The organism is Burkholderia sp. AU17457 (assembly GCF_002223255.1).
Lineage (GTDB): Bacteria > Pseudomonadota > Gammaproteobacteria > Burkholderiales > Burkholderiaceae > Burkholderia > Burkholderia sola.
The window spans coordinates 2,074,376-2,096,360 of the sequence record NZ_NKFB01000005.1; the positions used below are offsets into that span (position 1 = coordinate 2,074,376).

The 21,985-nt window shown below is 68.2% G+C and carries 16 protein-coding genes; 5 read left to right on the forward strand and 11 right to left on the reverse strand.

What is annotated here, in order from left to right; genetic code table 11:
* Positions 1-173 precede the first annotated feature (173 nt).
* Positions 174-755, forward strand: a complete 582-nt coding sequence (locus CFB49_RS26625; protein ID WP_089492736.1) for a thioredoxin family protein — start codon at positions 174-176, stop codon at positions 753-755.
* 51 nt (positions 756-806) lie between these two features.
* Here the strand turns inward: CFB49_RS26625 and CFB49_RS26630 are convergent, their stop codons facing one another.
* The gene (locus CFB49_RS26630; protein ID WP_089492737.1) at positions 807-1,445 is read right to left on the reverse strand and encodes an FMN-binding negative transcriptional regulator; all 639 of its coding nucleotides are present in this window, start codon (positions 1,443-1,445) and stop codon (positions 807-809) included.
* Between the two features lie 123 nt (positions 1,446-1,568).
* Between CFB49_RS26630 and pdxR the strand changes: the two genes are divergently transcribed.
* On the forward strand, positions 1,569-3,077 hold the full coding sequence (pdxR, locus tag CFB49_RS26635) for a MocR-like pyridoxine biosynthesis transcription factor PdxR (RefSeq protein WP_089492738.1): 1,509 nt from the start codon (positions 1,569-1,571) through the stop codon (positions 3,075-3,077).
* Between the two features lie 124 nt (positions 3,078-3,201).
* Positions 3,202-5,433: a penicillin-binding protein 1A gene (locus CFB49_RS26640; protein WP_089492739.1), complete on the forward strand. Its 2,232-nt coding sequence runs from the start codon at positions 3,202-3,204 to the stop codon at positions 5,431-5,433.
* 21 nt (positions 5,434-5,454) lie between these two features.
* On the opposite strand, the gene CFB49_RS26645 is transcribed toward CFB49_RS26640, so the two are convergent.
* The 4 genes from CFB49_RS26645 to CFB49_RS26660 form a co-directional block, all read right to left on the reverse strand.
* Positions 5,455-7,365 carry a WG repeat-containing protein gene (locus tag CFB49_RS26645; RefSeq protein WP_089492740.1) on the reverse strand — a complete coding sequence of 637 codons (1,911 nt, stop codon included), beginning with the start codon at positions 7,363-7,365 and terminating at the stop codon, positions 5,455-5,457.
* A gap of 80 nt (positions 7,366-7,445) precedes the next feature.
* A complete protein-coding gene (locus CFB49_RS26650; protein WP_256979915.1) occupies positions 7,446-7,892 on the reverse strand; it encodes a hypothetical protein in 447 nt (148 codons plus the stop codon).
* Between the two features lie 225 nt (positions 7,893-8,117).
* Positions 8,118-9,218, reverse strand: coding sequence for an adenosine deaminase (gene add / locus CFB49_RS26655; RefSeq protein ID WP_089492742.1), 1,101 nt, complete (start codon positions 9,216-9,218; stop codon positions 8,118-8,120).
* A 44-nt stretch (positions 9,219-9,262) separates the two neighbouring features.
* A complete protein-coding gene (locus CFB49_RS26660; protein ID WP_089492743.1) occupies positions 9,263-10,612 on the reverse strand; it encodes an NCS2 family permease in 1,350 nt (449 codons plus the stop codon).
* A gap of 94 nt (positions 10,613-10,706) precedes the next feature.
* On the opposite strand from CFB49_RS26660, the gene CFB49_RS26665 reads away from it, so the two are divergent.
* Positions 10,707-11,615, forward strand: coding sequence for a LysR family transcriptional regulator (locus CFB49_RS26665; protein ID WP_069620640.1), 909 nt, complete (start codon positions 10,707-10,709; stop codon positions 11,613-11,615).
* Between the two features lie 29 nt (positions 11,616-11,644).
* On the opposite strand, the gene CFB49_RS26670 is transcribed toward CFB49_RS26665, so the two are convergent.
* The 5 genes from CFB49_RS26670 to CFB49_RS26685 all read right to left on the reverse strand — a co-directional run bounded on the left by CFB49_RS26670 (position 11,645) and on the right by CFB49_RS26685 (position 17,104).
* Positions 11,645-12,697: a nucleoside hydrolase gene (locus CFB49_RS26670; protein WP_089492744.1), complete on the reverse strand. Its 1,053-nt coding sequence runs from the start codon at positions 12,695-12,697 to the stop codon at positions 11,645-11,647.
* Between the two features lie 10 nt (positions 12,698-12,707).
* Positions 12,708-13,820, reverse strand: a complete 1,113-nt coding sequence (locus CFB49_RS26675) for a porin (RefSeq protein ID WP_069620638.1) — start codon at positions 13,818-13,820, stop codon at positions 12,708-12,710.
* Between the two features lie 162 nt (positions 13,821-13,982).
* Positions 13,983-15,299 carry a hypothetical protein gene (locus CFB49_RS26680; protein WP_089492745.1) on the reverse strand — a complete coding sequence of 439 codons (1,317 nt, stop codon included), beginning with the start codon at positions 15,297-15,299 and terminating at the stop codon, positions 13,983-13,985.
* 141 nt (positions 15,300-15,440) lie between these two features.
* Positions 15,441-15,668 carry a hypothetical protein gene (locus CFB49_RS35980; protein ID WP_143329324.1) on the reverse strand — a complete coding sequence of 76 codons (228 nt, stop codon included), beginning with the start codon at positions 15,666-15,668 and terminating at the stop codon, positions 15,441-15,443.
* A 17-nt stretch (positions 15,669-15,685) separates the two neighbouring features.
* Positions 15,686-17,104 carry an MFS transporter gene (locus CFB49_RS26685; protein ID WP_069620636.1) on the reverse strand — a complete coding sequence of 473 codons (1,419 nt, stop codon included), beginning with the start codon at positions 17,102-17,104 and terminating at the stop codon, positions 15,686-15,688.
* Positions 17,105-17,556: 452 nt separating this feature from the next.
* On the opposite strand from CFB49_RS26685, the gene CFB49_RS26690 reads away from it, so the two are divergent.
* The gene (locus tag CFB49_RS26690; RefSeq protein WP_089492746.1) at positions 17,557-20,019 is read left to right on the forward strand and encodes a DUF3772 domain-containing protein; all 2,463 of its coding nucleotides are present in this window, start codon (positions 17,557-17,559) and stop codon (positions 20,017-20,019) included.
* Between the two features lie 137 nt (positions 20,020-20,156).
* Here CFB49_RS26690 and amaB read toward each other — a convergent pair whose 3' ends face one another.
* Positions 20,157-21,668, reverse strand: coding sequence for an L-piperidine-6-carboxylate dehydrogenase (gene amaB / locus CFB49_RS26695; RefSeq protein ID WP_089492747.1), 1,512 nt, complete (start codon positions 21,666-21,668; stop codon positions 20,157-20,159).
* Between the last annotated feature and the right edge of the window lie 317 nt (positions 21,669-21,985).

Consider the following 21,985-nt stretch of genomic DNA (forward strand, 5'->3'; position numbering starts at 1 on the left):
GGCGGGCACGCGTTTGTATCCCAATGTATCGCGCGACCGCGACGACACACAACATTGCACACGCGCGACCGGCCGGACACATCGCAGATACGTCGGCGCCGCCTAATGGGGCCTGTCGAAACACGTCGGGCCGCCGCCCTCGCGCCGCGGCCGCCAAAGATCAGGAGAACGCCATGCTGCCCCGACTCAAGACCGCCGCCCTCGTCCTCGCCCTCGCCGCCACGGCCGGGCTTGCCGCGTTCGCCGGCACCCGCGACGACGCGGGCATCCAGGCGTCGCCGGCCGGCATGACGGCGCCCGGTTTCACCGGCATCGACCGCTGGCACAACAGCCCGCCGCTGACGCTCGACCAGTTGCGCGGCAAGGTCGTGCTCGTCGATTTCTGGACGTACTCGTGCATCAACTGCATTCATACGATTCCGTACGTGAACGACTGGTATCGGAAATATCGCGACCAGGGGCTCGTCGTGGTCGGCGTGCATACGCCGGAGTATCCGTTCGAACGCGACGCGAAGAACGTCGCCGATGCGATCAAGCGCTTCGACATCCGCTATCCGGTCGCGCAGGACAACCGCTACGACACGTGGCGCGCGTACGGCAACCAGTACTGGCCCGCGCTGTACCTGATCGATGCGAACGGCAAGATCGTCTATACGCGGTATGGCGAGGGCGGGTACGACAAGACGGAGGCGGCGATTCGGGGGGCGCTCGCGCAGGCGGGCGAAGGGGCGAAGGGTTCGACGCGCACGCAGTGACCCGAGCGGCGAGCGGGCGCGATACTCGCCGCGCCCGCTCGCGTCGCGCGCTCATTCGCGCTTCGCGTCGGCCTCCGCGAGCATCGCCTCGCCGATCGCAAGATTGCCGGCCGCGACCAGCGCTTCGCCCGCGCCGCGGATATCAGCCTCGGCCTTGTTCTGCCCGAGCTTGCGCTTGCCGACGAACCGCGTGATCTTGATCTGCAGCCCGACGATCGATTGCAGCATCGTATCGATATAGTCCGGCGGCGCATCGCCCATCTTCCACGGCACCGGCTGCGACGCTTCGTGCGTGCGCGTCAGCCGTGCGACCACGCCGCGCACGAACTTCGCGTCGTCGCGCACCGTGATGCGGCCGTGCGCATGCACGACCCGGTAGTTCCACGTCGGCACCTGCCGGTGCGCGACGTGCTTGCTCGGATACCCGTTCGGCGAAATATATGCGTCGCCGGCGCGGAAGATCACGAGCACCTCGTCGCCGTCCGCGACGTCGTGCCAGACCGGATTCGCGCGCGCGACGTGCGCATGCAGTTCGCCGAGCCCGCCGTCGTCGGGCATCAGCTCGAACGGGAGGTGGTTCGCGTCGAGCCCGCTCTTGCCGTGCGTGATCAGGCTGCCGAACGGGTGCTGCACGATCAGCTCGCGCAGTACGTCGGGGTTCGGTTCGTTGAAATCGGCGGGGACGTACATGTCGGCTCCACGATCGTGCGGGGTGGGAAATGGCGCGGGTGCTGGCCCGTCATGCGCCGATTGTGAGCCCGAACTGGTTTATTCTGTAGAGCCGGTTTGAAACAATTTCAGCGGACCAGAATCATGGCAAGAACGGCCCGGATCGTCGAAATCCCGTCGCTCGGCGCGCTCGACCGCGCGGCCGGCGACCTGAGCCGCCAACTCGCGCAGGCGCTGCGCGACGCGGTGCGCCGCGGCGACGTCCGGCCCGGCGACGCGCTGCCGTCCACGCGGCTGCTGGCCGCGTCGCTGCAGGTGGCGCGCGGCACCGTCGTCGACGCATATGCGCAGCTCATCGCCGAAGGCTTTCTCGAATCGCGCGGCGGCGCGGGCACGCGGGTGGCGAACGCGCTCGCGGAACCGCCGCCCGTCGAAGCCCCCGCTCCCGCTGCCAGCCGTCGGCACGCGGCACGCGACGGCCTGCCCGAGCCGGCCGCCACCTTCGCGCGGATCGCCCGCGAATTCAGTCCGCTGCCGGCCATGCCGTTCGCGATCTCGGTGCCGGTCGGCCTCACCGCGCCCGACGACATCTGGCGCCGGCTCGGCAATCGCCTGCGCGCCCGCGGCGCCGGCGCACCGTCCGGCTATGCCGACCCGCAAGGCGCGCTGCCGCTGCGCGACGCGATCGCCGATTACGTGCGCCGGTCGCGCTCGGTGCGCTGCGACGCCGGCCAGGTCGTGATCACGAGCGGCACGCAGCAAGGGCTGCATCTCGCGAGCCAGGTGCTGCTCGGCGAAAACGACCGCGCATGGGTCGAGAATCCGGCCTATCGCGGCATCACCGCCCTGCTCGAAAGCACCGGGCGACGCGATGCGATGGTGCGCGTGCCGGTCGACGCCGACGGCCTCGACGTCGACGCCGGCATCCGCGTCGCACCCGATGCGCGCGCCGCATTCGTCACGCCGTCGCACCAGTACCCGCTCGGCATGCCGCTAAGCATGGCGCGGCGCAATGCGCTGCTGGCGTGGGCGCGCGCGCACCGCGCCTGGGTCGTCGAAGACGACTACGACAGCGAGTTGCGCTACGAAGGCTATCCGTTCCCGTCGCTGCAAGGCCTCGCGCCCGACCGCGTGATCTATCTCGGCACCTTCAGCAAGATCCTGTTTCCGTCGCTGCGGCTCGGCTACGTGATCGCCCCCGACGATCTCGTGCCCGCGTTCTGCGGCGCGCGCGTGCTGATGGACCGCCATGCGCCGACCGCCGATCAGCACGTGCTCGCCGCGTTCATCGCGGAGGGTCACCTCGATCGCCACATCCGCCGCGTGCGCGGCGTCTATGCTGAGCAGCGCGCGCTGCTGATCGACACGCTCGGCGCGCGCCTGCCGCGCGAACGCGCGTGGGTGCAGCCCGGCGACCAGGGGATGCACGTCGTGCTGTGGCTCGCGCAAGGCATCGACGATCTCGACGTGGTCGCGCGCGCCGCCCGGGCCGGTGTCGCGGTGCGCGCGGTGTCGCCGATGTTCGCGCCCGGCACCGCGCGCCCCGGGCTCGTGCTCGGCTTCGGCGGGTTCGGCCGCGCGCAGATGGAAGCGGCCGCGCAGCGGCTCGCGGACGTCGTTTCGTCGGCGGAATCGCGGCCCCGCGCGCGGTAAAAGGTTGGCGGCGGGCAACAAACGTAATCGTCTGTAAATCCTGCAAGCAAACGGCCGTTTCGGCCGTCGGCGCGCGGGTTCCGTTTGCTAGGATCGCGCGTCTTCCATCCGCGCCCCTGCCGCCTTGAACCGCTTCGTGCCGTTTCTCCGAGACGCGTGGCTCCGTTGCCGCGCCCGTGTCGCGCCGCTCGCCGCCGCGTGCCGCACGCGCGTCCGCGCGCTGGGCGCCGGCGCGCTGCATCGCCTGCGCCATCCGACTCGACGCGGCGTCGCGCTGACGCTCGCCGCGATCCCGGTGCTGGGCCTGCTGGCCCTGCTCGCGTTCGTTCCGTTCACGCCGAGTATCGGCGACATCCGCAAGGCGCGCATCGACCGCCCCGCGCGCGTGCTGTCGGCCGACGGCCAGCTGATCGCCGAATTCCGGCCCGTGAACCGTGAATGGGTGCCGCTCAAGCAGATCTCGCCGCACATGGTCGATGCGCTGATCGCAACCGAGGATCACCGCTTCTACGCGCATCACGGCATCGACTGGCGTCGCACGCTCGCGGCCGGGCTGCGTACGTTCTCGGGCGACCGCCAGGGCGGCTCGACGATCACGCAGCAGCTCGCGCGCAATCTGTATCCCGACGAAGTCGGCCGCGCGCCGACGCTCACGCGCAAACTGAAGGAGCTGATCACCGCGTTCAAGATCGAAGCGGTGTACAGCAAGGACGAAATCCTCGAAACCTACCTGAATACCGTGCCGTTCCTGTACAACGCGTACGGCGTCGAAATGGCCGCGCGCACCTACTTCGGCAAGTCGGCGGACCAGCTCGACATCACGGAAAGCGCGACGCTCGTCGGAATGCTGAAGGGCAACAGCTACTACAACCCGGTGCTGAACCCGGAACGCGCGGCCCAGCGGCGCAACATCGTGCTCGGCCGGATGGCGCAGATGGGCATGCTGTCGCCGCAGCAGCTCGCGAAACTGCAGCGCCGGCCGCTGCGCGTCGACTTCGAACCGCAGACGGCGCAGCCGGGCCTCGCGCCGCATTTCGCGGTGCAACTGCGCAAGTGGCTGATCGCATGGGCCGACCGCAACAACTACGATCTGTACTCGGACGGCCTCGTCGTGCGCACGACGCTCGACGCGCGTCTGCAGGACATGGCCACGCAGGCGCTGACGCGGCAGACCGAACGACTGCAGGCGGTCGCCGACAGCGCATGGCGCGGGCCGTCCGGTTGCGGGCTGCGCAACGACCTGTTCCTCGGCTTCGTTCGGCAGACGCCCGAGTATCGCCAGGCGCGCGATACGGGGCTCGCCGATGGGGCAGCGCTGAAGCAGCTCGGCGCGAATCGCGAATTCATGCGTGCACTGTGCGAGCGCAAGACGCAGGTGCAGGCCGGCTTCGTCGCGATCGATCCGCGCAACGGTGCGATTCGCGCGTGGGTCGGCAGCCCCGATTTCGGCAGCGAGCCGTTCGATCACGTGGTGCAGGCGCGGCGCCAGCCGGGTTCGACGTTCAAGCCGTTCGTCTATGGCGCCGCGTTCGCGGACGGGATGCGGCCGGGCGATACGTTCGTCGACCGCCCCGTCGCGATCCCGATCGACGGTCGCGCCGTGTGGCGGCCGACCGATGCGGAACCGCCGACCGGCGAGCCGATGACGCTACGCGACGCGCTCGCGCTGTCGCGCAACCGCATCACCGCACAGGTCATGCAGCACGAAGGCGCCGCAAAGGTCGCGCAGCTTGCACGCGCGATGGGCGTGCGTGACAGCCCGCTCGATGCGGTGCCGTCGCTCGCGCTCGGCACGAGCCCCGTCACGCTGAAGGAGATGGTGTCCGCGTACGGCACGATCGCGAACCGCGGCGTGTACGTCGCGCCGCAGATGATCACGCGCATCGAGGATCGCGACGGCAAGGTGCTCGCCGCGTTCGGCAGCGCGCCGCCGGAACGCGCGTTGCCCGCGCCTGCCGCGCAGACGCTCGTCGACGCCATGCGTGGCGTCGTCGATTACGGGACCGGCGCGGACATCCGCTCGCGCTACGGGATCCGGATCGACGTCGCGGGCAAGACCGGCACGACGCAGGACAACACGGACGGCTGGTTCATCCTGATGCATCCGCAACTGGTGGCCGGCGCATGGGTCGGCTTCGACGACGGCAGCGTGACGCTGCGCAGCGACTACTGGGGCGCGGGCGCGCACAGCGCGCTGCCGATCGTCGGGTCGTTCTACGATGCGGCGCTGCGTGCGCAGGCGATCGACCCGCACGTGCAGTTCTCGCCCGATTTCCGGCCGCGCAGCGCGCCGGCGTCGAGGCGGCGCGCGCCGCAGCATTCAGGCCTGTTCGACTGGCTGAGGTTGTTTCGCTGATCGGGGTGGCTGCGTACCGGGCTACCGAGGCGTCGTCGTCACGTGCCCGTCCGCGTACAGCCACACGGGCACGCCGTCGTCGCGCAATGCGGCGACCGGTTCGTCCGTGCTCCAGCGCCGCGCGATCTCGACACGGCGAACGAACCACGGCATCAACGTCGCATGCCGTGCATCGTCGTCGCGATCGTCGTCGAACAGCGCATCGTCGCCGATTCGCGTGTAACGCGCCGGATGCAGCACGGTGCCGTCCGCGCGCAATGCCGTCGCGCGCACGTCGTGGCCGTCGTCGTCCTGCACGCTGGCGAGCCAGCCATGGTCGGCGCCCCAGAACAGGCCGGCCACATCGTCGTAGCGCCCCTGGGCGATCGTCGCGCCCGTCTCGAGATCGCAAATCGCCAGTTGCACCGGCTCGCCCGGTAGGACGCCGATCGCGTAACGCGTGAACAGCTCGCCCGGCACCATCTCGTCGTCGGGCAGCCACGACAGCGCGCCCATGTTGACGAAGTCGAACGGCGTGAGCACGCGGCCCTGCCCGTCGACGATCGCGCAACGGCCGTCTTCGCGCCGCACGATATGGCGGATCGCGCCGAGTTCGTCGAGCATCTCCGCTCGTTCGCCGTCGGTCAGTGGAGCGACTTCCGCGTAATGCGGTTCGACGATCATCCGACCTTTCTCATCGACGAGACCGACGCGACCGTCGCGCCGTGCGACGAACGCGCCGCACTCGGACGACCATTCGAGCGCCGCCCACTCGGGCTCCGCGCGCCATTTTCCGTCGCGCCCGATCAGCCCCCACTGCTCGCCTTCGGCGACCGCCGCGACGGCGCCGTTCACGAATTCGTGCGCATCGTCGAAGCGCGGCGCAATCGCCCACGCGCCATGCGTATCGACGAAGCCCCAGCGGCCGTCCATGCTCGCGGACGCAATCCCGCCCGTGAATTCGCCGAAGTTGTCGAGCAACGGTTCGAGCGCCCACACGCCATCCGTGCGCAGGAGCCCGAACCGCTCGCCCACGCGTACGCAGGCGACGTCGCCGTTGAAATCCCACACCGCGTCGAACGCCGGTTCGCGCACGATCCTGACACCGTCGCCTTCATCGTCGCCATCGGCAAGCAGCAGGCCGACCTTGCCGTCGCGCGCGGCCCACAACAGCCGGTCGTCACGCGCGCCACTGGCCCACAGGTTCGTCCACTCGGGCGGCACGATCACGTCCCACGCGTCGTCGGTTTCGCGCCGCACGCCCCAGAGGCCGTTGCGTCCGCGAAAGCTGAACGTGCCGTGACCGAGCCAGTTGCCGTGCAGCTCGCCGGCGTCGAACATCTCGGCGAACGTCACGCGGCGCGGCGGATTCTGACGGACGAAATAGTGATGCGACACCCCGCCGAACCCGAAGCCCCACGCCCAGTCGCGCCAGTCGGCCGGCGTGTCGATCTCGAGTACCTCGCGCACGCCGCGCACGTCTCGGAAGTCCATGCAGTTCGCGACGCGCCACCACAGGCGCGTACAGGCATCGCGCTCCTCGTCGATGTAGTCGTTCGGATCGCCGTCGTCGAGCCATGACAGTTCGTCGAGGTTCGCGGATAACCGCGGCGCGCCATGCGCATCGCCGAGCGCGTCGATCGATTCGCCGAGATGACGCACGAGCGCATCGAACTGACGCGCGAGTGCGGGATCGTCGCCGTGCAGCGGATGCGCGACGACGAACGATGCGAGCCGGCTCAGGCGCGCATGCGCGGCCCGCGCGTCGCTGGCGAGATTCGGCGTGCCTGCGTCGCCGAACACACGCTGGTCAGTAATCGCGCCGCCCGCGCCGCCGTCGGCGAGCAGCACGCGCCACAGAAGCGGGAAGTGATTGTTGGATTCCGCGAACCCGATCGTTCGCGCGTCGTCTCCGTCACCTGACTGGAGATACAGCCATGCTCGATTGCCCATCGGAAGGGGTCGCCTCGTTGTTGTGTCGTCGTGTGCAGCAACATGCCGGCCCGCTCGCCGTCAGCGCGCGGCGCCCGCCTTCACGGCGCCGTCGGCGAATCGCCGCTGCGCGCGACCCGATACAGCTCGATGCCGTCGACCTGGAAGCCTTGTGTCATCAGCAGCAGAACGCCGGTGGTTGAATGCTTCGTCGTGAAGTTGCTGCCCGTGATCGACGTGACCTGATACGGGGTCCCGATCCGCATCCTGATCAGCTGGCCGCCCGGCACCTCGAGCACGCATGCGTCCGCAGGCAGCTTCTCCGGCCCGTCCATATCGCGTTCCGCCACGTGCGTCGGTGCGGTTTCGGCGCTCCACTGGCCAGCTTCGCGGCCGCGCAGCACGATGTCGCCCCCCACCTTCTCGACCCGCATGGTCGCGGGCTTGCCGGCGGCCGGCGCGTAATCGCCGAGCAGCCCATCGCAGGCACCGCCGGCTCGCGCGGACAGCGAGACGAACAACATCAGACAGAAGACAGGGATACGCACGTGGAGCCTCTCGGATTCGAATTATTGTCGGAATGCCGGCGCGGGCGCGCGCGGCGGCAGCGACACGCTCGAGCGCTGCCGGACGCCAATATAGCGAATGCGATCGAGGTATGCCAACCCGACACGCACAGCGTGGTGCGGACAGACGACAGGACGCGTGCGCGGCATCCTGTTCCCGCCGTGCACGGCCCGAGGCCGTCTGGACGAAGTGCCGACCGGGCGCGCTCAGCCCGCCGCGAGCGTATCGGCCAGCGCATCGAACTCCGGCGCCCACGTCGCACGCCACACCGCCTTCGTCGCATCGTCGACCCATGCGCCGTCGATCCCGTTCAGCATGAATTGCTTCAACTCGGCCACGGTGAAGCCAAAATGGCTGAGCATCAGTTCCCACGCCTCGCTCGGATTGACCTTGTGCAGCGCCGGATCGTCGGTGTTCGGATGGATCTTCAACCCGAGCCCCGGCATCTTGCGCATCGGATGCAGTTCGGCCCATTGCTCCGGCGGCAGCGTGCGCAGGTAGTACGAATTCGTCGGCACGACGGTAAACACGATGCCGCGCTCCGCATAGCGTGCACACAGCTCAAGGTTGTCGACGATCGTATAGCCGTGATCGACACGATCGACCTGCAGCAGGTCGACGGCCGTCTCGACGTTGCGCCACGGCATCCCGAACTCGCCGGCATGCGCGGTCGTGCGAAAGCCGGCCGCGCGCGCGTTGCGATATGCCTTCCAGAACAGTTCCGGCGGCCGGTCGTTCTCGCGATAGTCGATGCCGATCCCTGCGACTTCGTCCGCGCGATTGGCCGTCATCCACTCGACGATCGCCACGGCTTCATCAGGATCCTGCTCACGGTCGATGCTCGGAATCAGGCGCGCGCCGATCCCGAAGTCGCGCGCGGCATCGCGGATCCCGGTCACGATCGCGGCCTGCGCATCCGCATACGCGATGCCCGACACGCGTACCGTTCCCGTCGGATTCCAGAAGAATTCCGCGTGCCGCACGTTGTGGGCGGCTGCGTCTTCCAGATACTCATACGCGATGCGCCGCAAATCGTCGGGGCGTGTGAGCAAATACTTGTCGAGCGCGCGCAGCACGTGCAGCACGCCGACCGGTTTCTCGCCGCGTGCGTAGAACGCGTCGATCTCCGCACGCTCGATCGGCGCGCCGCTGCGTTCGGCCAGTGCGACGAACGTGTCATGCCGCACCGCGCCGAGCAGGTGGCAATGCAGTTCGATTTTCGGCAGCGCGCGGAAGAAGGCCCGATGGGCCGGCGTGATGTCGATACCCGTGCGCGCGGCCGGGACGTTGCCTGGTGTTCCCTTCATGTCAGTCTCTTTTCGGTAGTGCCATTGCGTCGCGAAGCCGTCTCTCAGTGCGGCTTCACGACGGTCCAGAAGTAATAGCCGAGCGGAATCGCGAGCACGACGAGCCCCCACGATACGTCGCGCCAGCGGCCGGCCAGCAGCTTGACGAGCACGTAGCACAACAGGCCGCCGGCAATGCCGGTGCCGAAGCTGTTCGACATCAGCGTGAGCAGCACCATCGACATCACGGGCAGCGCGTCGGTGAAGTCGTCGAAATGCGTATGGCGGATCGTCGCGAACATCGACAGCCCGATCAGGATCAGCGCCGGCGCCGTCGCTTCCTTCGGGATCGCGAGCGCGACCGGCACGAACAGCAGCATCGCGGCGAACAGCACGGCCGCCGCCACCGACGACAGCCCGCTGCGGCCTCCGGCCTCGACGCCGGCCGCCGATTCGATCAGCGCGGTCAGCGCGGGAATGCCGAACACGGGCCCGAGCGTCGCGGCGAGCGAGTCGACGAGAAACGGCCGGTTGATGTTCGGCAGGTTGCCGTGCTCGTCGAGCAAATTCGCCTTCGCGCCGACCGCGAGCGCGGTGCCGAGCGTCGAGAAGAACTCCGCCGCGAAGAATGCGAACAGGTACGGTGCGGCGGCCAGGCTCAACGCGCTGCCGATGTCGAGCTTGAACGCGATCGGCGCGATGCCGTGCGGCAGCGACACGAACGACGCGGGCAGGTGCGTGACGCCGAGCGGCACGCCGGCCGCGGCGGCGACGAGAATCGCGATCAGGATCGCGCCGGGCACCTTGCGCGCCTGCAGCACGATCGCGACCGCGAGGCCGATCAGCGCGACGAGCGCGCCCGGCCGCGAAAAGTCGCCGAGCGCGAACGCGTTGGTCTTCGCGTTCGCGACGACCATCCCCGCATTGCGCAGCCCGAGCATCGTGACGAACAGTCCGATCGACGCGCCGAGCCCGAGCTTGATCTGCACCGGAATCAGCCGCACCACGACACCGCGCGCGCCGACGATCGTCAGCAGGAAGAACAGCACGCCCGACACGCACGCGATGCCGAGGCCCGTCTGCCAGCCGACGTGCTCGGTCGTCGCGAGCGTCACGCCGATGATCACCGAGCCGCCGATACCGGGGCCGACGAGGAACGGCAGATTCGCGTAGAGCCCCATCAGCGTGGTGAACAGCACGAACACGACGATCGTCGCGGTCGTGGCCGCGCCGCGGTCCATGCCGCCCGTCGCGAGCAGCGACGGGATCACGACGAGCAGGTACGCGGCCGCGAGAAACGACGTGACGCCCGCGATCGTCTCGGTGCGCACGCTCGTGCCGCGCGCGGCGAGCGCGAAGCGCCGCTCGAGCCAGTTGGCCGGCGCGCGCGCCGGCATCGTGTCAGTCGCTGACATGGTGGTTCTCCTGTGATTCCGAATATTGTCCTGTGTCGGGGCGTGCAGCGCGGTCTTATACTGCCGCGTACCGCATCCCGACCGTCATTGCCCGATGTCCGACCGCTCGTCGCTACTCCCCGCGCTCACGCTGCGGCAGGTCCAGCACTTCGTCGTCCTCGCACACGCACGCAGCTTCACGCAAGCCGCGCAAGCGCTGTCGCTCACGCAGCCCGCGCTCACTGCGTCGATCCGCCAGATCGAGTTCCTGCTCGGCGGCCGCCTGTTCGCACGCACCGCACACCGGCTCACGCTGACCACCGCGGGCGAAGCCGTGCTGCCGCTCGCCGAGCGTCTGCTCAACCAGGCGCGCGGCACCTTCGACGACATGACGCGGCTCATCGGCGAACGCATCCAGACCGTGCGCATCGCGTTCATCCCGTCGGTCGCGGGCCGCCTGCTGCCCGCGCTCAACGCACTGCGCGGCACGCATCCGACGCTGCGCTTCACGCTCACCGATTTGCCGAACAGCGCGCTCGTCGAAGCGGTGCGCGACGGCGTCGCGGATCTCGGCATCGGCGTGCGCGAGCCCGACGGCGACGACGGCACGCTGCGCTACCGGCAACTGTTCGAGGACGAGATCGTGATCGTCGTGCGGCACGACGATCCGCTCGCCCGCGCGAAGAGCGTCACGTGGGCGAAGCTCGTCGATCGCGACCTCGCGGTGTTCGTGCGCGGCAGCGTCAGCGAATCGCTGCATCGCACCGGCGGCGCCGGGAAGCTGCGCCTGAACGTCACGTACCGGATGGAATACACGGAGCCGCTCTACGCGCTCGCGCGCAACGGCCTCGCGACCGCCGTGCTCCCGAGCCTCTACACGATGCATCTGCACGATCCCGAACTCGTCGCGCTGCGCGTCGACAAGCCGCGCGTCACGCGTGCGATCTCGCTGATCTCGCTCGCCGCCGACGATCGCGGCCCGCACGTGCGGGCGTGCCGCGAGTGGATCGAGAAGCACATCTGATTCCGTTCGCCGCGCGCGGCCGCCCGCACTCAGGGAAGATTCGCGATGCGTGCGACGAGCGTCGCGTAGAAGCGGTCCGCGTCGACCTCGTTGATCCACGTTGCATTCGCCGTACGGCCGCTGCGCCCGTTCCAGTCGACGATCGTCTCGCCGAGCGTCCACTGCCCGGTCGTCTCGATCACGACATTCACCTTGCGGCCGCCGAACAGCGTCGGATCGACGAGATAGCCGACGGCCGTCGGGTCGTACATCGGCGCGTCTTCAACGCCGCGCCGCTTCTTGTTGTATGCAAGCTCGGCCTCCATGATGTCGGCGACGATCGCGCCGCAGCGGTTGCCGAGCGCACGGAACGGCGCGGCGCGCGCCGGCGTGATCGGCGCCTTCACCGCGACGTCGCGCGGCAGCACGACGATCGGCACGCCGCTGCCGAACACCACGTCGGCCGCCTGCGGATCGACGTAGATGTTGAACTCGGCGGCCGGCGTGATGTTGCCGCGCTCGAAGAACGCGCCGCCCATCAGCACGATGTCGCGCAGCGCGCCGCGGATCTGCGGCGCTTCGACCAGCGCGGTGGCGAGGTTCGTCAGCGGGCCGAGCGCGCACAACGTCACGCTGTTCGGCGCCGCGCGGCTCAGCGTATCGACGAGGTACGACACCGCGTGGCCGGCGGCGAGCGGCGCGCGCGGCGCGTGCAGTTCGACGCCTTCGAGCCCGGTCTTGCCGTGCACGTTCGCGGCCGTCACCAGATCGCGCACGAGCGGACGCGGGCAGCCCGCGTACACCGGCAGCGCGTTCGTGCGGCCGGCCCAGTCGCGGATGATCCGCGCATTGCGTTCGGTCAGGTCGAGCGGCACGTTGCCGGCCACGGCCGTCAGCGCGCGCACGTCGAGGCGGTCCTGCGCGCCGAGCGCGAACAGGATCGCGATGGCGTCGTCCTGCCCAGGGTCGGTGTCGATGATCACCGTGCGGCGCGCGGCGTCGGCGCCGGCCGCGAATGCGCCCGTTTCGGGCAGCAGCGCGGTGCCGGCCAGCGCGGCGGACAGTTTCAGGAAGGTGCGGCGGGAGGCGATCGAATGAGTCATGGTCGGGCGCTCAGAACACGTGCCGGACGCCGAGCGTCGCCATCATCTGGCGCGTGCCGGTCGAACGCGCATACGCGAAGATCTGCGCATGGTCCGCGTCGCCAGCCGCCTGCTGTACGATCACCGTCAGCGCGACGTCGGTGCGTTTGGACAGGAAGTAATCGGCCTGCAGGTTCACCTGATGCCATTTCGGACGCTTGTCGATCACGTCGTACTTGCCGTTCGTGAACGCATACGCGGCGCCGAGAAAGAGTTGCGGCGTCATCGTGTAGACGACGTTCACGCCCAGGTTCTGCAGGTGCAGGTGCGAATTGTCGAGGTAATCGTAGCGCACGTCGGTGAACATCGCCGCGAACTGCGCGCGGCCGATCGTGTAGAAGCCGCCCGTGCCCGCGATCCGCTGCCGGCTTGCGTATGCGGCCGGCGACATCGCGCTCTTGCTGAAGATCAGCAGCGGCGACGCATAGTCGTTCGCGATCGCGCCATCCTGGTTCGTCGCGCTGTACGGATGGTTGTACTGCGCATAGACCACGCTCCAGCGCAGCGGGCCGCGCTCATAACCGAGCCCGAAGCTGTACGCGCTGTTGTTCGCGAAACCGGTCGCATTGCTGAAGCCATACAGCGCGGTGAACTTCAGCCCGGAGTAGACGGGGCTCACGTACTTCACCGAGTTCTGCACGCGGATGTCGTTGTAGCCGTTGTCGTTGTCGCCGATGTTCACGCCATTGCTCGCGATGATCACGGGCCCGATGTAGTCGTGGATCGCATCGTACTGGCGACCGAACGTCAGCGAACCGTAGGTACGATCGGCGAGCCCGACGTACGCCATGCGCCCGAACTCGCGGCCGTTCTGTGCGGCCGTGCCCGTCATCACGTTGAAGCCGTTCTCGAGCTGGAAGACCGCGGACAGCCCCTGCCCGAGATCCTCCTTGCCCTTCAACCCCCAGCGCGGGTTCTGGTTCGTGCCGGACAACGCCTGCCACGCGTTCTTGCCGCCCTGGTTCGTCGCGAACCCGACGCCGGCCGAGATGAGACCGTACAGCGTGATGCTGCTTTGCGCACCGGCATGGGTCGCGAAAGCGCCGAGCATCGCGAGCGGGGCGAGCTTGTAGAGAGTTTTCATGCGGGTCGTGTTGTCGGTGGTGGTCCAGGCGCGGCAGGGGTTCCGCGAAACTGGACTCGACTATACGAACCCGGATCGGATAATAAAAGTTTGCTTTCCTTATATGTCAATAAATCGGATTTATTCTCATCCGCGCGCAATCCGCTCTCGGCGAACCGACGCTCAGTCCGCCGTGTCGCCGCCCTTCGGCAGCTTCGACCACGCGCCGCGCCCCGGCATCGGCGACCAGGCCGGGCGGGTCTTGCGGGCGCTGTCGATCACGACCAGGTAGCGGCCCGCGATCGGCGTGACGTCGCGATCGCGACGCAGCACCCACAGCGACTTGCCGGTCTCGACGCGTGCCTGATAGTCGTCGTCGAGCACCCCGTGCTGGTCGAGGAACGTGTTCAGCGACGCGGGAATCCGCACGCAGCCCTTCGAATGCCGGATGCCGAGCAGCGCTTCGAGCCGGTCGGGGTCGGTCGCATGCATCTGGAAGCGCATCGGCGACACGCCGCCCTTGCCCCAGCCGCGCTCGCCATCCACCCAGCCGAAGTCGTAGATGCGCATGTCGCGGCGGCCGTAGCCGCGAATGCCGTTCTCGTTCGTCGTGCCTTCCGCGCGGAAATCCATCGTGTCGGGCGAGTGATGAAACACGCCGAGCGGCGTCAGGAAATGGTCGTACTGGCCCGGCAGCCCGGTGCCGACCGGCGACGCGCCGATCATCAGCCACGCATTGGCCGGCGTCGCCCGGAAATAGATGAACAGCGCCTGCACGTTCGGCGCGCGATCGACCATCGCGACGTATTCGCCGGCGAGATCGCCGAGATCCGCATCGGCGAGCGCTTTCTGAAGGCGGTCGCCGTACGCGCGCTGTTCGTTCGCGGGTACGTTCAGGCGTCGCGTGACTTCCTGCGTGAAGCGCTTGCGCATGTCGAGCGCACGGGTCGTCGCGTTTTGCGCCTCCTCGGCCGACAGCGGCGGATGCCGGCGCGGCGGGGTGGGCGGAGGCGGCTCGGCCTCGCTGGCGGGCGCGCCGGATGCGGCCGATGCAGGCGCGGCGGCCGACGCGGCGGAAGCCGAGGAAGCGGGCGACGCCCCCGATGCCGCATTCGCGGGTTCCGCGTGATTCATGTGATTCGCGTGTGACGCGGCGGATGCCGGCGCTGCGGCCGATGCACCCGACACCGCATGCGCAGACGAAGACGGCTGCGTGCGGGACGCTGCCGAAGCAGGCGACGCAGCGGACGAAGATGACGCAGCAGACGATGCAGCGTCGGACGCGGCAAAGGCAGGCTGCTCGGCGAGAACGGAAATCGATATCGCGACAGCGAGCCACACGTATGCGGCAACTGCACGGTTGAGGCAACGCGGCTTCGCAAAGCGCCGCGCCAGAGGGACAAGAATCATACGTTCGAAGCCATCGGCCGATCCGGCCGCCGCATGCTGCTGGTGCGAGCGGCGCATCTTCCGCGCAAGCCATCGACACGTCCGGCGCATCGTGCACGCCCGGCGCCGACGCCTCTTCGCGGCGGAGCCGTTCGCTGATGCAACGCGGGTGCTCCGATGGCGGCTAATGAGTCGTCAGGCCCTTCATTCTACTCGTCGATGCGCGAATCGGCAGCGCCCGGACGCGCGCTTTTACGTGTAATTGCGCTTCGTCACGCTTTGTTTCAACTCGTTGCCGCCGGGATTTTCTTTGCGTGGCAGGTTGGCGTGCTGGACGTTGTCGGCGCGCGTCCGAAAGTTTGCGTGCTTCACCCGGATTCGATAGCGTTTGCGTGTTGATTCGCACCGCAAATCATTTTGACGATGCGGCGCACCGGGACGCAACCGTGTCGCACGCATCCCGCACGAATCGTGCGACATGCGTGCGCACCTGCCGACTACTTCGAGATGGCTTCGAGTGCGATGCCCTTCGTGCGCGGCCCCATCCCCCCGATCGCGGCCATCACGACCACCATCGCGCCCGCGATGAACGCGAACACGCCGAACGTGCCGAAACCGCGCAGCACGGCCGCGATCACGAACGACGAGAAGATCGCCGAGAAGCGGCTCCACGAATAGACGAAGCCGACGGCCCGCGCGCGAATCGACGTCGGGAACAGCTCGGCCTGGTATGCATGGAAGCTGTACGACATGATGTTGCTCGCGAGCGTGAGGCCAATGCCGAGCACGATCAGGAACGCGCCCACCGTCGTCTGGCTGAACAGCAGCCCGCAGACGACGATCGCCGCCGCCATCGCGATGATCACCGACTTGCGCTCGAAGCGGTCGGCGATCACGAGGCCGATCAGCGGGCCAATCGGCGCCGCGAGCGCGATCACGCTCGAATACATCAGGCTCGACGTGATCGTGATCCCCTGCTTGATCAGCAGCGTCGGCACCCAGTTCGCAAAGCCGTAGAAGCCGACCGTCTGGAACACGTTGAAGATCGTCATCATGATCGTGCGGCTGCGATACGGCGGTACCCACATGTCGCGGAAGCTGCCGCGCGGCGGCACGGGTTCGGCCGGCGCGGGCGGCGGCAGCGGCCGCCCGTATTCGGCTTCGACCTTCGCCTCGAGCGCACGCATGATGCGGTCGGCTTCGTCGACCCGCCCCTGCTGCGCGAGCCAGCGCGGGCTTTCAGGCAGTTCACGGCGTATCCACCACACGAACAGCGCGCCATGCGCGCCGATCAGCACGACCCAGCGCCAGCCGTCGAGGCCGAACGGCGCGTGCGGCACGAGCAGGTAAGCGAGGAACGCAACCACTGGCACCGCGACGAACCCCACCGCCTGTTCGCACGCGAACGCGCGGCCGCGGATCTGCTTCGGCACGAGTTCGGAGATGTACGTGCCGATCGTCACCATCTCGACGCCGAGGCCGAGACCGACGACGAAGCGCCAGAAGTTCAGTCCGGTGGCGGTGTCCTGGAACGCCATCACGACGTTGGCGGCCGTGTACCACAGCAGCGACCACGTGAAGATCGCGCGGCGGCCGAAGCGGTCGGCGAGGAAGCCGCACGCGATCGTGCCGATGAAGAGCCCGGAGAACAGCGCGGCGATGAAGCTCGCGACGCCCGTGGTGCCGAACAGGCCGTGCGTCGTCGCGGACAGGATGCCGCTTTTCACGAGGCCCGGTGCGACGTAGCCGCTGTAGAGCAGGTCGTAGAGCTCGAAGAAGAAGCCGAGGCTCAGCAACACGACGAGCTTCCAGACGCTGCGCGTCGGCGGCAGGCGGTCGAGACGGGCCGAGATGGAGCCGGGGTCGATGGAGGGGAATTGGGCAGGTGCCTGGGAAAGGCTGTCCGTTGAGGCCATCTTGGGCGCGTCTCCTGATCGTGTCGTGTCGTGTTGTGCGTCGTTCTCGGGCGGATCACCGAACCGCCGCCGGGCGAATCGCTGCATTGTACCGGCACGCCCGTCCGGCGCACGGGCAAGCCGGCAGGACGGCGGCGCCGGGCGCCGAAACCGTTCGACGCCCCGTTTTCCGCCGGGACATTGTGTAAATTGCGTAACCGTCTGTCCGCTTCGGAAAGCGCGCCGGCGGGCCGTTCCCGGGCCTTCCGCTCTCGCGCGCCGGCCGCGCAGGCCGGCAACAACGGGTCTACCGCGCTGTTTCGCACAGGCGCGCACCGTCCGAATCGCCGCGACCGAGGATACGCAATCGGTACAACCACGCGTTCCGCACCCCGGTAACATGCTACCGGGCCAACTACCGGCTTCCGGCTGCCTTTCGGCAACCGGCATTGTCGGCAAATCGTAAGCATTCCATGTCCATACAACGACTATCCACGTATGCCCGCCGGATCGCGCTGATCGCGCTGCTGCAGTTCGCGGCGATCGCGACCGCGTCGGCGTTTCCGGCGGCCGCTTCCGCGCCCGTCGCGAGCGGCGTCGGCGCGACCGTGCCCGCCATCTCGCTGCCCGACGCCATCGCGCAGCTCAAGCAGATGCAGGCCGAGCTGGACCGCATCAAGCAGCAGACCTCGACCGCGTCCAACAGCAAGGAGCTGGACGGGCTCGACGACTCGGCGCAAGAGCTGAGCACCGATGTCGCGAAATTGCAGAGCGATCTCACACTGCAACGCACGCAGGTTCAGGCGCAACTCGACGTGCTCGGCCCGCCGCCGGCCGAGGGCGCCGCGCCGGAAACGCCGGCCGTCGCAAAGCAGCGGGCCGCGCTGGACGCACGCAAGACGCAGATCGATGCGGCGCTGAAGCAGGCCGCCGACCAGAAGACGAGCCTCACGAACCTGACCGAGCAATTCGCGAAGCTGCACCGCAGCCTGCTCAAGAACCAGCTCGCGTTCCGTTCGGGCAGCATCTTCAGCGCGCAGTTCTGGCTGCCGCTGTTCCACCTGTCGCCGGACGACCGTCAGCGGCTCGACGATTTCAACGGCGAACTGTTCGACATGCTGCGCTCGTCGTGGGTGCCCGGACAACGGGTGCTCACCACGCTGCTGCTGATCGCCGCGTTCGCCGCATGGCTCGGCGGCCGCCGGCTCATCGAGCGCGGGCTCGCCTGGATCGCGCTGAACCGCCTGCCGCCCACCCGCTTGCGCCGCAGTGCGCTGGCGCTGTCGACCGCGTTGTCGACCTTCCTGGCGACGGCCGTCGCGATTCAGATCCTTTACCTCGCCGTCGCGCGCCACTACGAGCTCACGCCGTCGCTGACCGATCTGTGGGACCAGTTCGCGAAGCTCGCCGCGACCTGCGCATTGATCGCGGGGCTCGGCCGCGCACTGCTCTGCACGAAGCATCCGTCGTGGCGCCTGCCCGCGCTGGCCGATCCCGTCGCGCTCGCGATGAAGCCGTTCCCCGCCGTCCTGGCCGGGCTGCTGCTGGTGTCGGGCACGCTCGAATCGATCAACCGGATCGTCGATACCAGCCTGTCGGTCACGCTGTTCGGGCGCGGCATCGTATCGCTCGTCGTCGCACTGACGGTCGGCGCGTCGCTGTTGCGCGCGAACCGCGCGCGCAGCGCCCTCGCGGCGGCAGGCGAGGCGCCCGAGCAACGCTCGACGCTCGCGGGCCTGATCCATGCCGGCGTCACGCTCGCGATCGTCGCGTCGTTGATCGCACTCCTGATCGGTTACATCACGGTCGCGCGCTTCATCACGTACGAGCTCGTGTGGTTCGAGATCGTGCTGTGCGCGACCTACATCCTGATCCAGCTGACGCGCGACGCGAGCGAAAGCCTGTTCTCGTCGAGCCTGTCGACGGGCCAGCAGATCAAGCACCTGTTCGCGCTCGAAGATCGCCACCTCGACCAGGCGCGTACGGTGCTGTCCGGCTTCGGCACGAGCCTGCTGATGCTGATCGCGGCGATCGCGCTGTTGACGGGCGGCTTCGGCACGACGCCGGGCGACCTGCTCGACAGCGCGGTCGCGATGATCGGCAGCCAGCGGCTGCAGAGCCTGAACATCATGCCCGACCGGATCATGAACGCCGTGATCGGCTTCGCGATCGGCTTCTACCTGCTGCGCTCGCTGCGCCGCTGGCTCGACGGCGAGTTCATGCCCGCGCTCGGCATGGATACGGGCATGCGCGTGTCGCTGATCACGTTGTTCACCAACGTCGGCTACGTGCTGCTCGTGCTGATGACGCTCGGGCTGCTCGGCGTCCGGTGGAGCAATCTCGCGTGGATCGTCAGCGCGTTGTCGGTGGGTATCGGTTTCGGCCTGCAGGAAATCGTGAAGAACTTCGTGTCGGGGCTGATCCTGTTGACCGAGCGCCCGGTGAAGGTGGGCGACATGGTCAGCATCGCGGGCGTCGAAGGCGACATCCGTCGCATCAACGTGCGCGCGACCGAGATCCAGCTCAGCGACCGCTCGACCGTGATCGTGCCGAATTCGCAGCTGATCTCGCAGAACGTGCGCAACGTGACGATGGGCAACAGCACGCAGGGCGTCGCGACGCTGGTGCTGACGTTCCCGCTGAACACCGATCCCGAGCAGGTGCGCGACCTGCTGCTCGATGCGTATCGCGAGCACCCGGCGATTCTCGACAAACCGGCGCCGTCGGTGACGTTCAGCCAGCTCGCGCCGGACGGGATCACGCTGAGCGTGACGGGTTACGTGTCGAGCCCGCGGATCGCGAGTTCGACGAAGAGCGACCTGCTGTTCGAGATCCTCAAGCAGTTGCGCGCGGCGGGGATCACGCTGTCGAGCCCGCAGATGCTGGTCGTGCAGAACATGCCGACGAACGATGGTTCCACGCGGCCCGAATCGTAAGCGAGCCATTGCGCGGCGACGCTCACGATCGATCGGCGCGCCGCACGCATCGCAATAAACGACAAGGGCCGGTTACCGCTTCCGCGGCAACCGGCCCTTTCATTCGACTGTCGAAGCGCCCTGGCCGGGCGCCTGCATCACACGTCGAACTTCACCCCCTGCGCCAGCGGCAACTGCCGGCTGTAGTTGATCGTATTCGTCGCACGGCGCATATACGCCTTCCACGCATCCGAACCCGACTCACGCCCGCCGCCCGTTTCCTTCTCGCCGCCGAACGCGCCGCCGATTTCCGCGCCGCTCGTGCCGATGTTCACGTTGACGATCCCGCAATCGCTGCCGGCCGCCGACATGAACTGCTCGGCCTCGCGCATGTCGTTCGTGAAGATCGCCGACGACAGGCCCTGCGGCACCGCGTTGTGCACGTCGATCGCGTCTTCGAAGTTGTCGTAGACCATCACGTACAGGATCGGCGCGAACGTCTCGCGCTCGACCACCGCCGATTGCTTCGGCATCCGGACGATGGCCGGACGCACGTAGTACGCATCCGCGTGACCGACGTCGACGCGCTCGCCGCCCTTCACTTCGCCGCCCTGCTCGCGTGCATCGGCCAGCGCCTTCTGCATCGCGTCGAACGACGCACGATCGACCAGCGGGCCGACCAGCGTGCCTTCCTCGAGCGGGTTGCCGACCTTCACCGACGCGTAAGCCTTCTCGATGCGCGGCAGCAGTTGCTCGACGAGGCTGCGATGGACGATCAGGCGGCGCAGCGTGGTGCAGCGCTGGCCGGCCGTGCCGACCGCCGCGAACGTGACCGCGCGCACGACGAGGTCGAGATCCGCGCTCGGCGCGACGATCATCCCGTTGTTGCCGCCGAGTTCGAGAATGCCGCGTGCCAGGCGCTGGCTCAACACCTTCGCGACTTCCTGGCCCATCCGCACGCTGCCCGTCGCGCTGACGACCGGCACCTTCTTCGACGCCGTCAGCACCTCGCCGACATCGCGCATGCCGAGCACCAGCTGGCTCAGCTCCGCCGGCGCGACGCCCGGATGCGTCTTCTCGAACTCGCGGAGCGCCTTCTGGAGCAGCACGTGGCATGCGATCGCGGTGAGCGGCGTCTTCTCGGACGGCTTCCACACGACCGAATCGCCGCACACGAACGCGAGCGCCGCATTCCACGCCCACACCGCGACCGGGAAGTTGAACGCCGAAATCACGCCGCACACGCCGATCGGGTGCCACGTTTCCATCATCCGGTGGCCCGGGCGCTCCGATGCGATCGTGAGGCCATAAAGCTGGCGCGACAGGCCGACCGCGAAATCGCAGATGTCGATCATTTCCTGCACTTCGCCGAGCCCTTCCGACGTGATCTTGCCGGCCTCGAGCGTGACGAGGCGGCCGAGCTCGGCCTTGTGCTCGCGCAGCACGTTGCCGAACACGCGCACGAGTTCGCCGCGCACCGGCGCCGGCACCGTGCGCCACTTGAGGAATGCGTCGTGCGCGGCGTCGATCTTGCGCTCGGCGTCGGCGGGCGAGTCGACGGCCAGCGTCGCGAGCGTCGCGCCGTCGAGCGGCGAACGCGCGGTCAGCGCATTGCCTTTCCACTGGGCGAGATCGATGTCGAGCGCGGCAAGAATGTCGTTGAATTGCATCACTTCCTCTTCAGGGACAGATTGATCGGTGCGGCGGCAGCGCCGCCCGCGTGATTCGATTGGAGCGCGTTCGAGCGCCTCGTGCAAGCGGATGCGCCGTGCGGCGGGCCCGGTGCGCCATCCGGCGCATCGCGCTGCGCCGCCGCCGCCGGCAGGCCCGGCCGGACGGCGCGCCCCAGCCTCGCGAGGCACGATCCATGAAACACATTGTCGATGGCCACAAGTCCGGCCGCTATTGATATTAACTCACGACTTCATTCCAAAAACGCAAGAAGTCCGCCGCGCGGACGGGCCGGTTCCCGCGCCGATATTGGACG

What these genes read in the sequence shown, in the direction of transcription:
- CFB49_RS26675 (WP_069620638.1), bottom strand. Translation starts at nt 13,820, where the DNA reads ATGAAAACTCTCTACAAGCTCGCCCCGCTCGCGATGCTCGGCGCTTTC.
- CFB49_RS26670 (WP_089492744.1), bottom strand. Translation starts at nt 12,697, where the DNA reads ATGACTCATTCGATCGCCTCCCGCCGCACCTTCCTGAAACTGTCCGCC.
- add (WP_089492742.1), bottom strand. Translation starts at nt 9,218, where the DNA reads ATGAAGGGAACACCAGGCAACGTCCCGGCCGCGCGCACGGGTATCGAC.
- amaB (WP_089492747.1), bottom strand. Translation starts at nt 21,668, where the DNA reads ATGCAATTCAACGACATTCTTGCCGCGCTCGACATCGATCTCGCCCAG.
- CFB49_RS35980 (WP_143329324.1), bottom strand. Translation starts at nt 15,668, where the DNA reads ATGTCGCACGATTCGTGCGGGATGCGTGCGACACGGTTGCGTCCCGGT.
- CFB49_RS26690 (WP_089492746.1), top strand. Translation starts at nt 17,557, where the DNA reads ATGTCCATACAACGACTATCCACGTATGCCCGCCGGATCGCGCTGATC.
- pdxR (WP_089492738.1), top strand. Translation starts at nt 1,569, where the DNA reads ATGGCAAGAACGGCCCGGATCGTCGAAATCCCGTCGCTCGGCGCGCTC.
- CFB49_RS26680 (WP_089492745.1), bottom strand. Translation starts at nt 15,299, where the DNA reads ATGCGCCGGACGTGTCGATGGCTTGCGCGGAAGATGCGCCGCTCGCAC.
- CFB49_RS26645 (WP_089492740.1), bottom strand. Translation starts at nt 7,365, where the DNA reads ATGGGCAATCGAGCATGGCTGTATCTCCAGTCAGGTGACGGAGACGAC.
- CFB49_RS26660 (WP_089492743.1), bottom strand. Translation starts at nt 10,612, where the DNA reads ATGTCAGCGACTGACACGATGCCGGCGCGCGCGCCGGCCAACTGGCTC.
- CFB49_RS26685 (WP_069620636.1), bottom strand. Translation starts at nt 17,104, where the DNA reads ATGGCCTCAACGGACAGCCTTTCCCAGGCACCTGCCCAATTCCCCTCC.
- CFB49_RS26665 (WP_069620640.1), top strand. Translation starts at nt 10,707, where the DNA reads ATGTCCGACCGCTCGTCGCTACTCCCCGCGCTCACGCTGCGGCAGGTC.
- CFB49_RS26630 (WP_089492737.1), bottom strand. Translation starts at nt 1,445, where the DNA reads ATGTACGTCCCCGCCGATTTCAACGAACCGAACCCCGACGTACTGCGC.
- CFB49_RS26625 (WP_089492736.1), top strand. Translation starts at nt 174, where the DNA reads ATGCTGCCCCGACTCAAGACCGCCGCCCTCGTCCTCGCCCTCGCCGCC.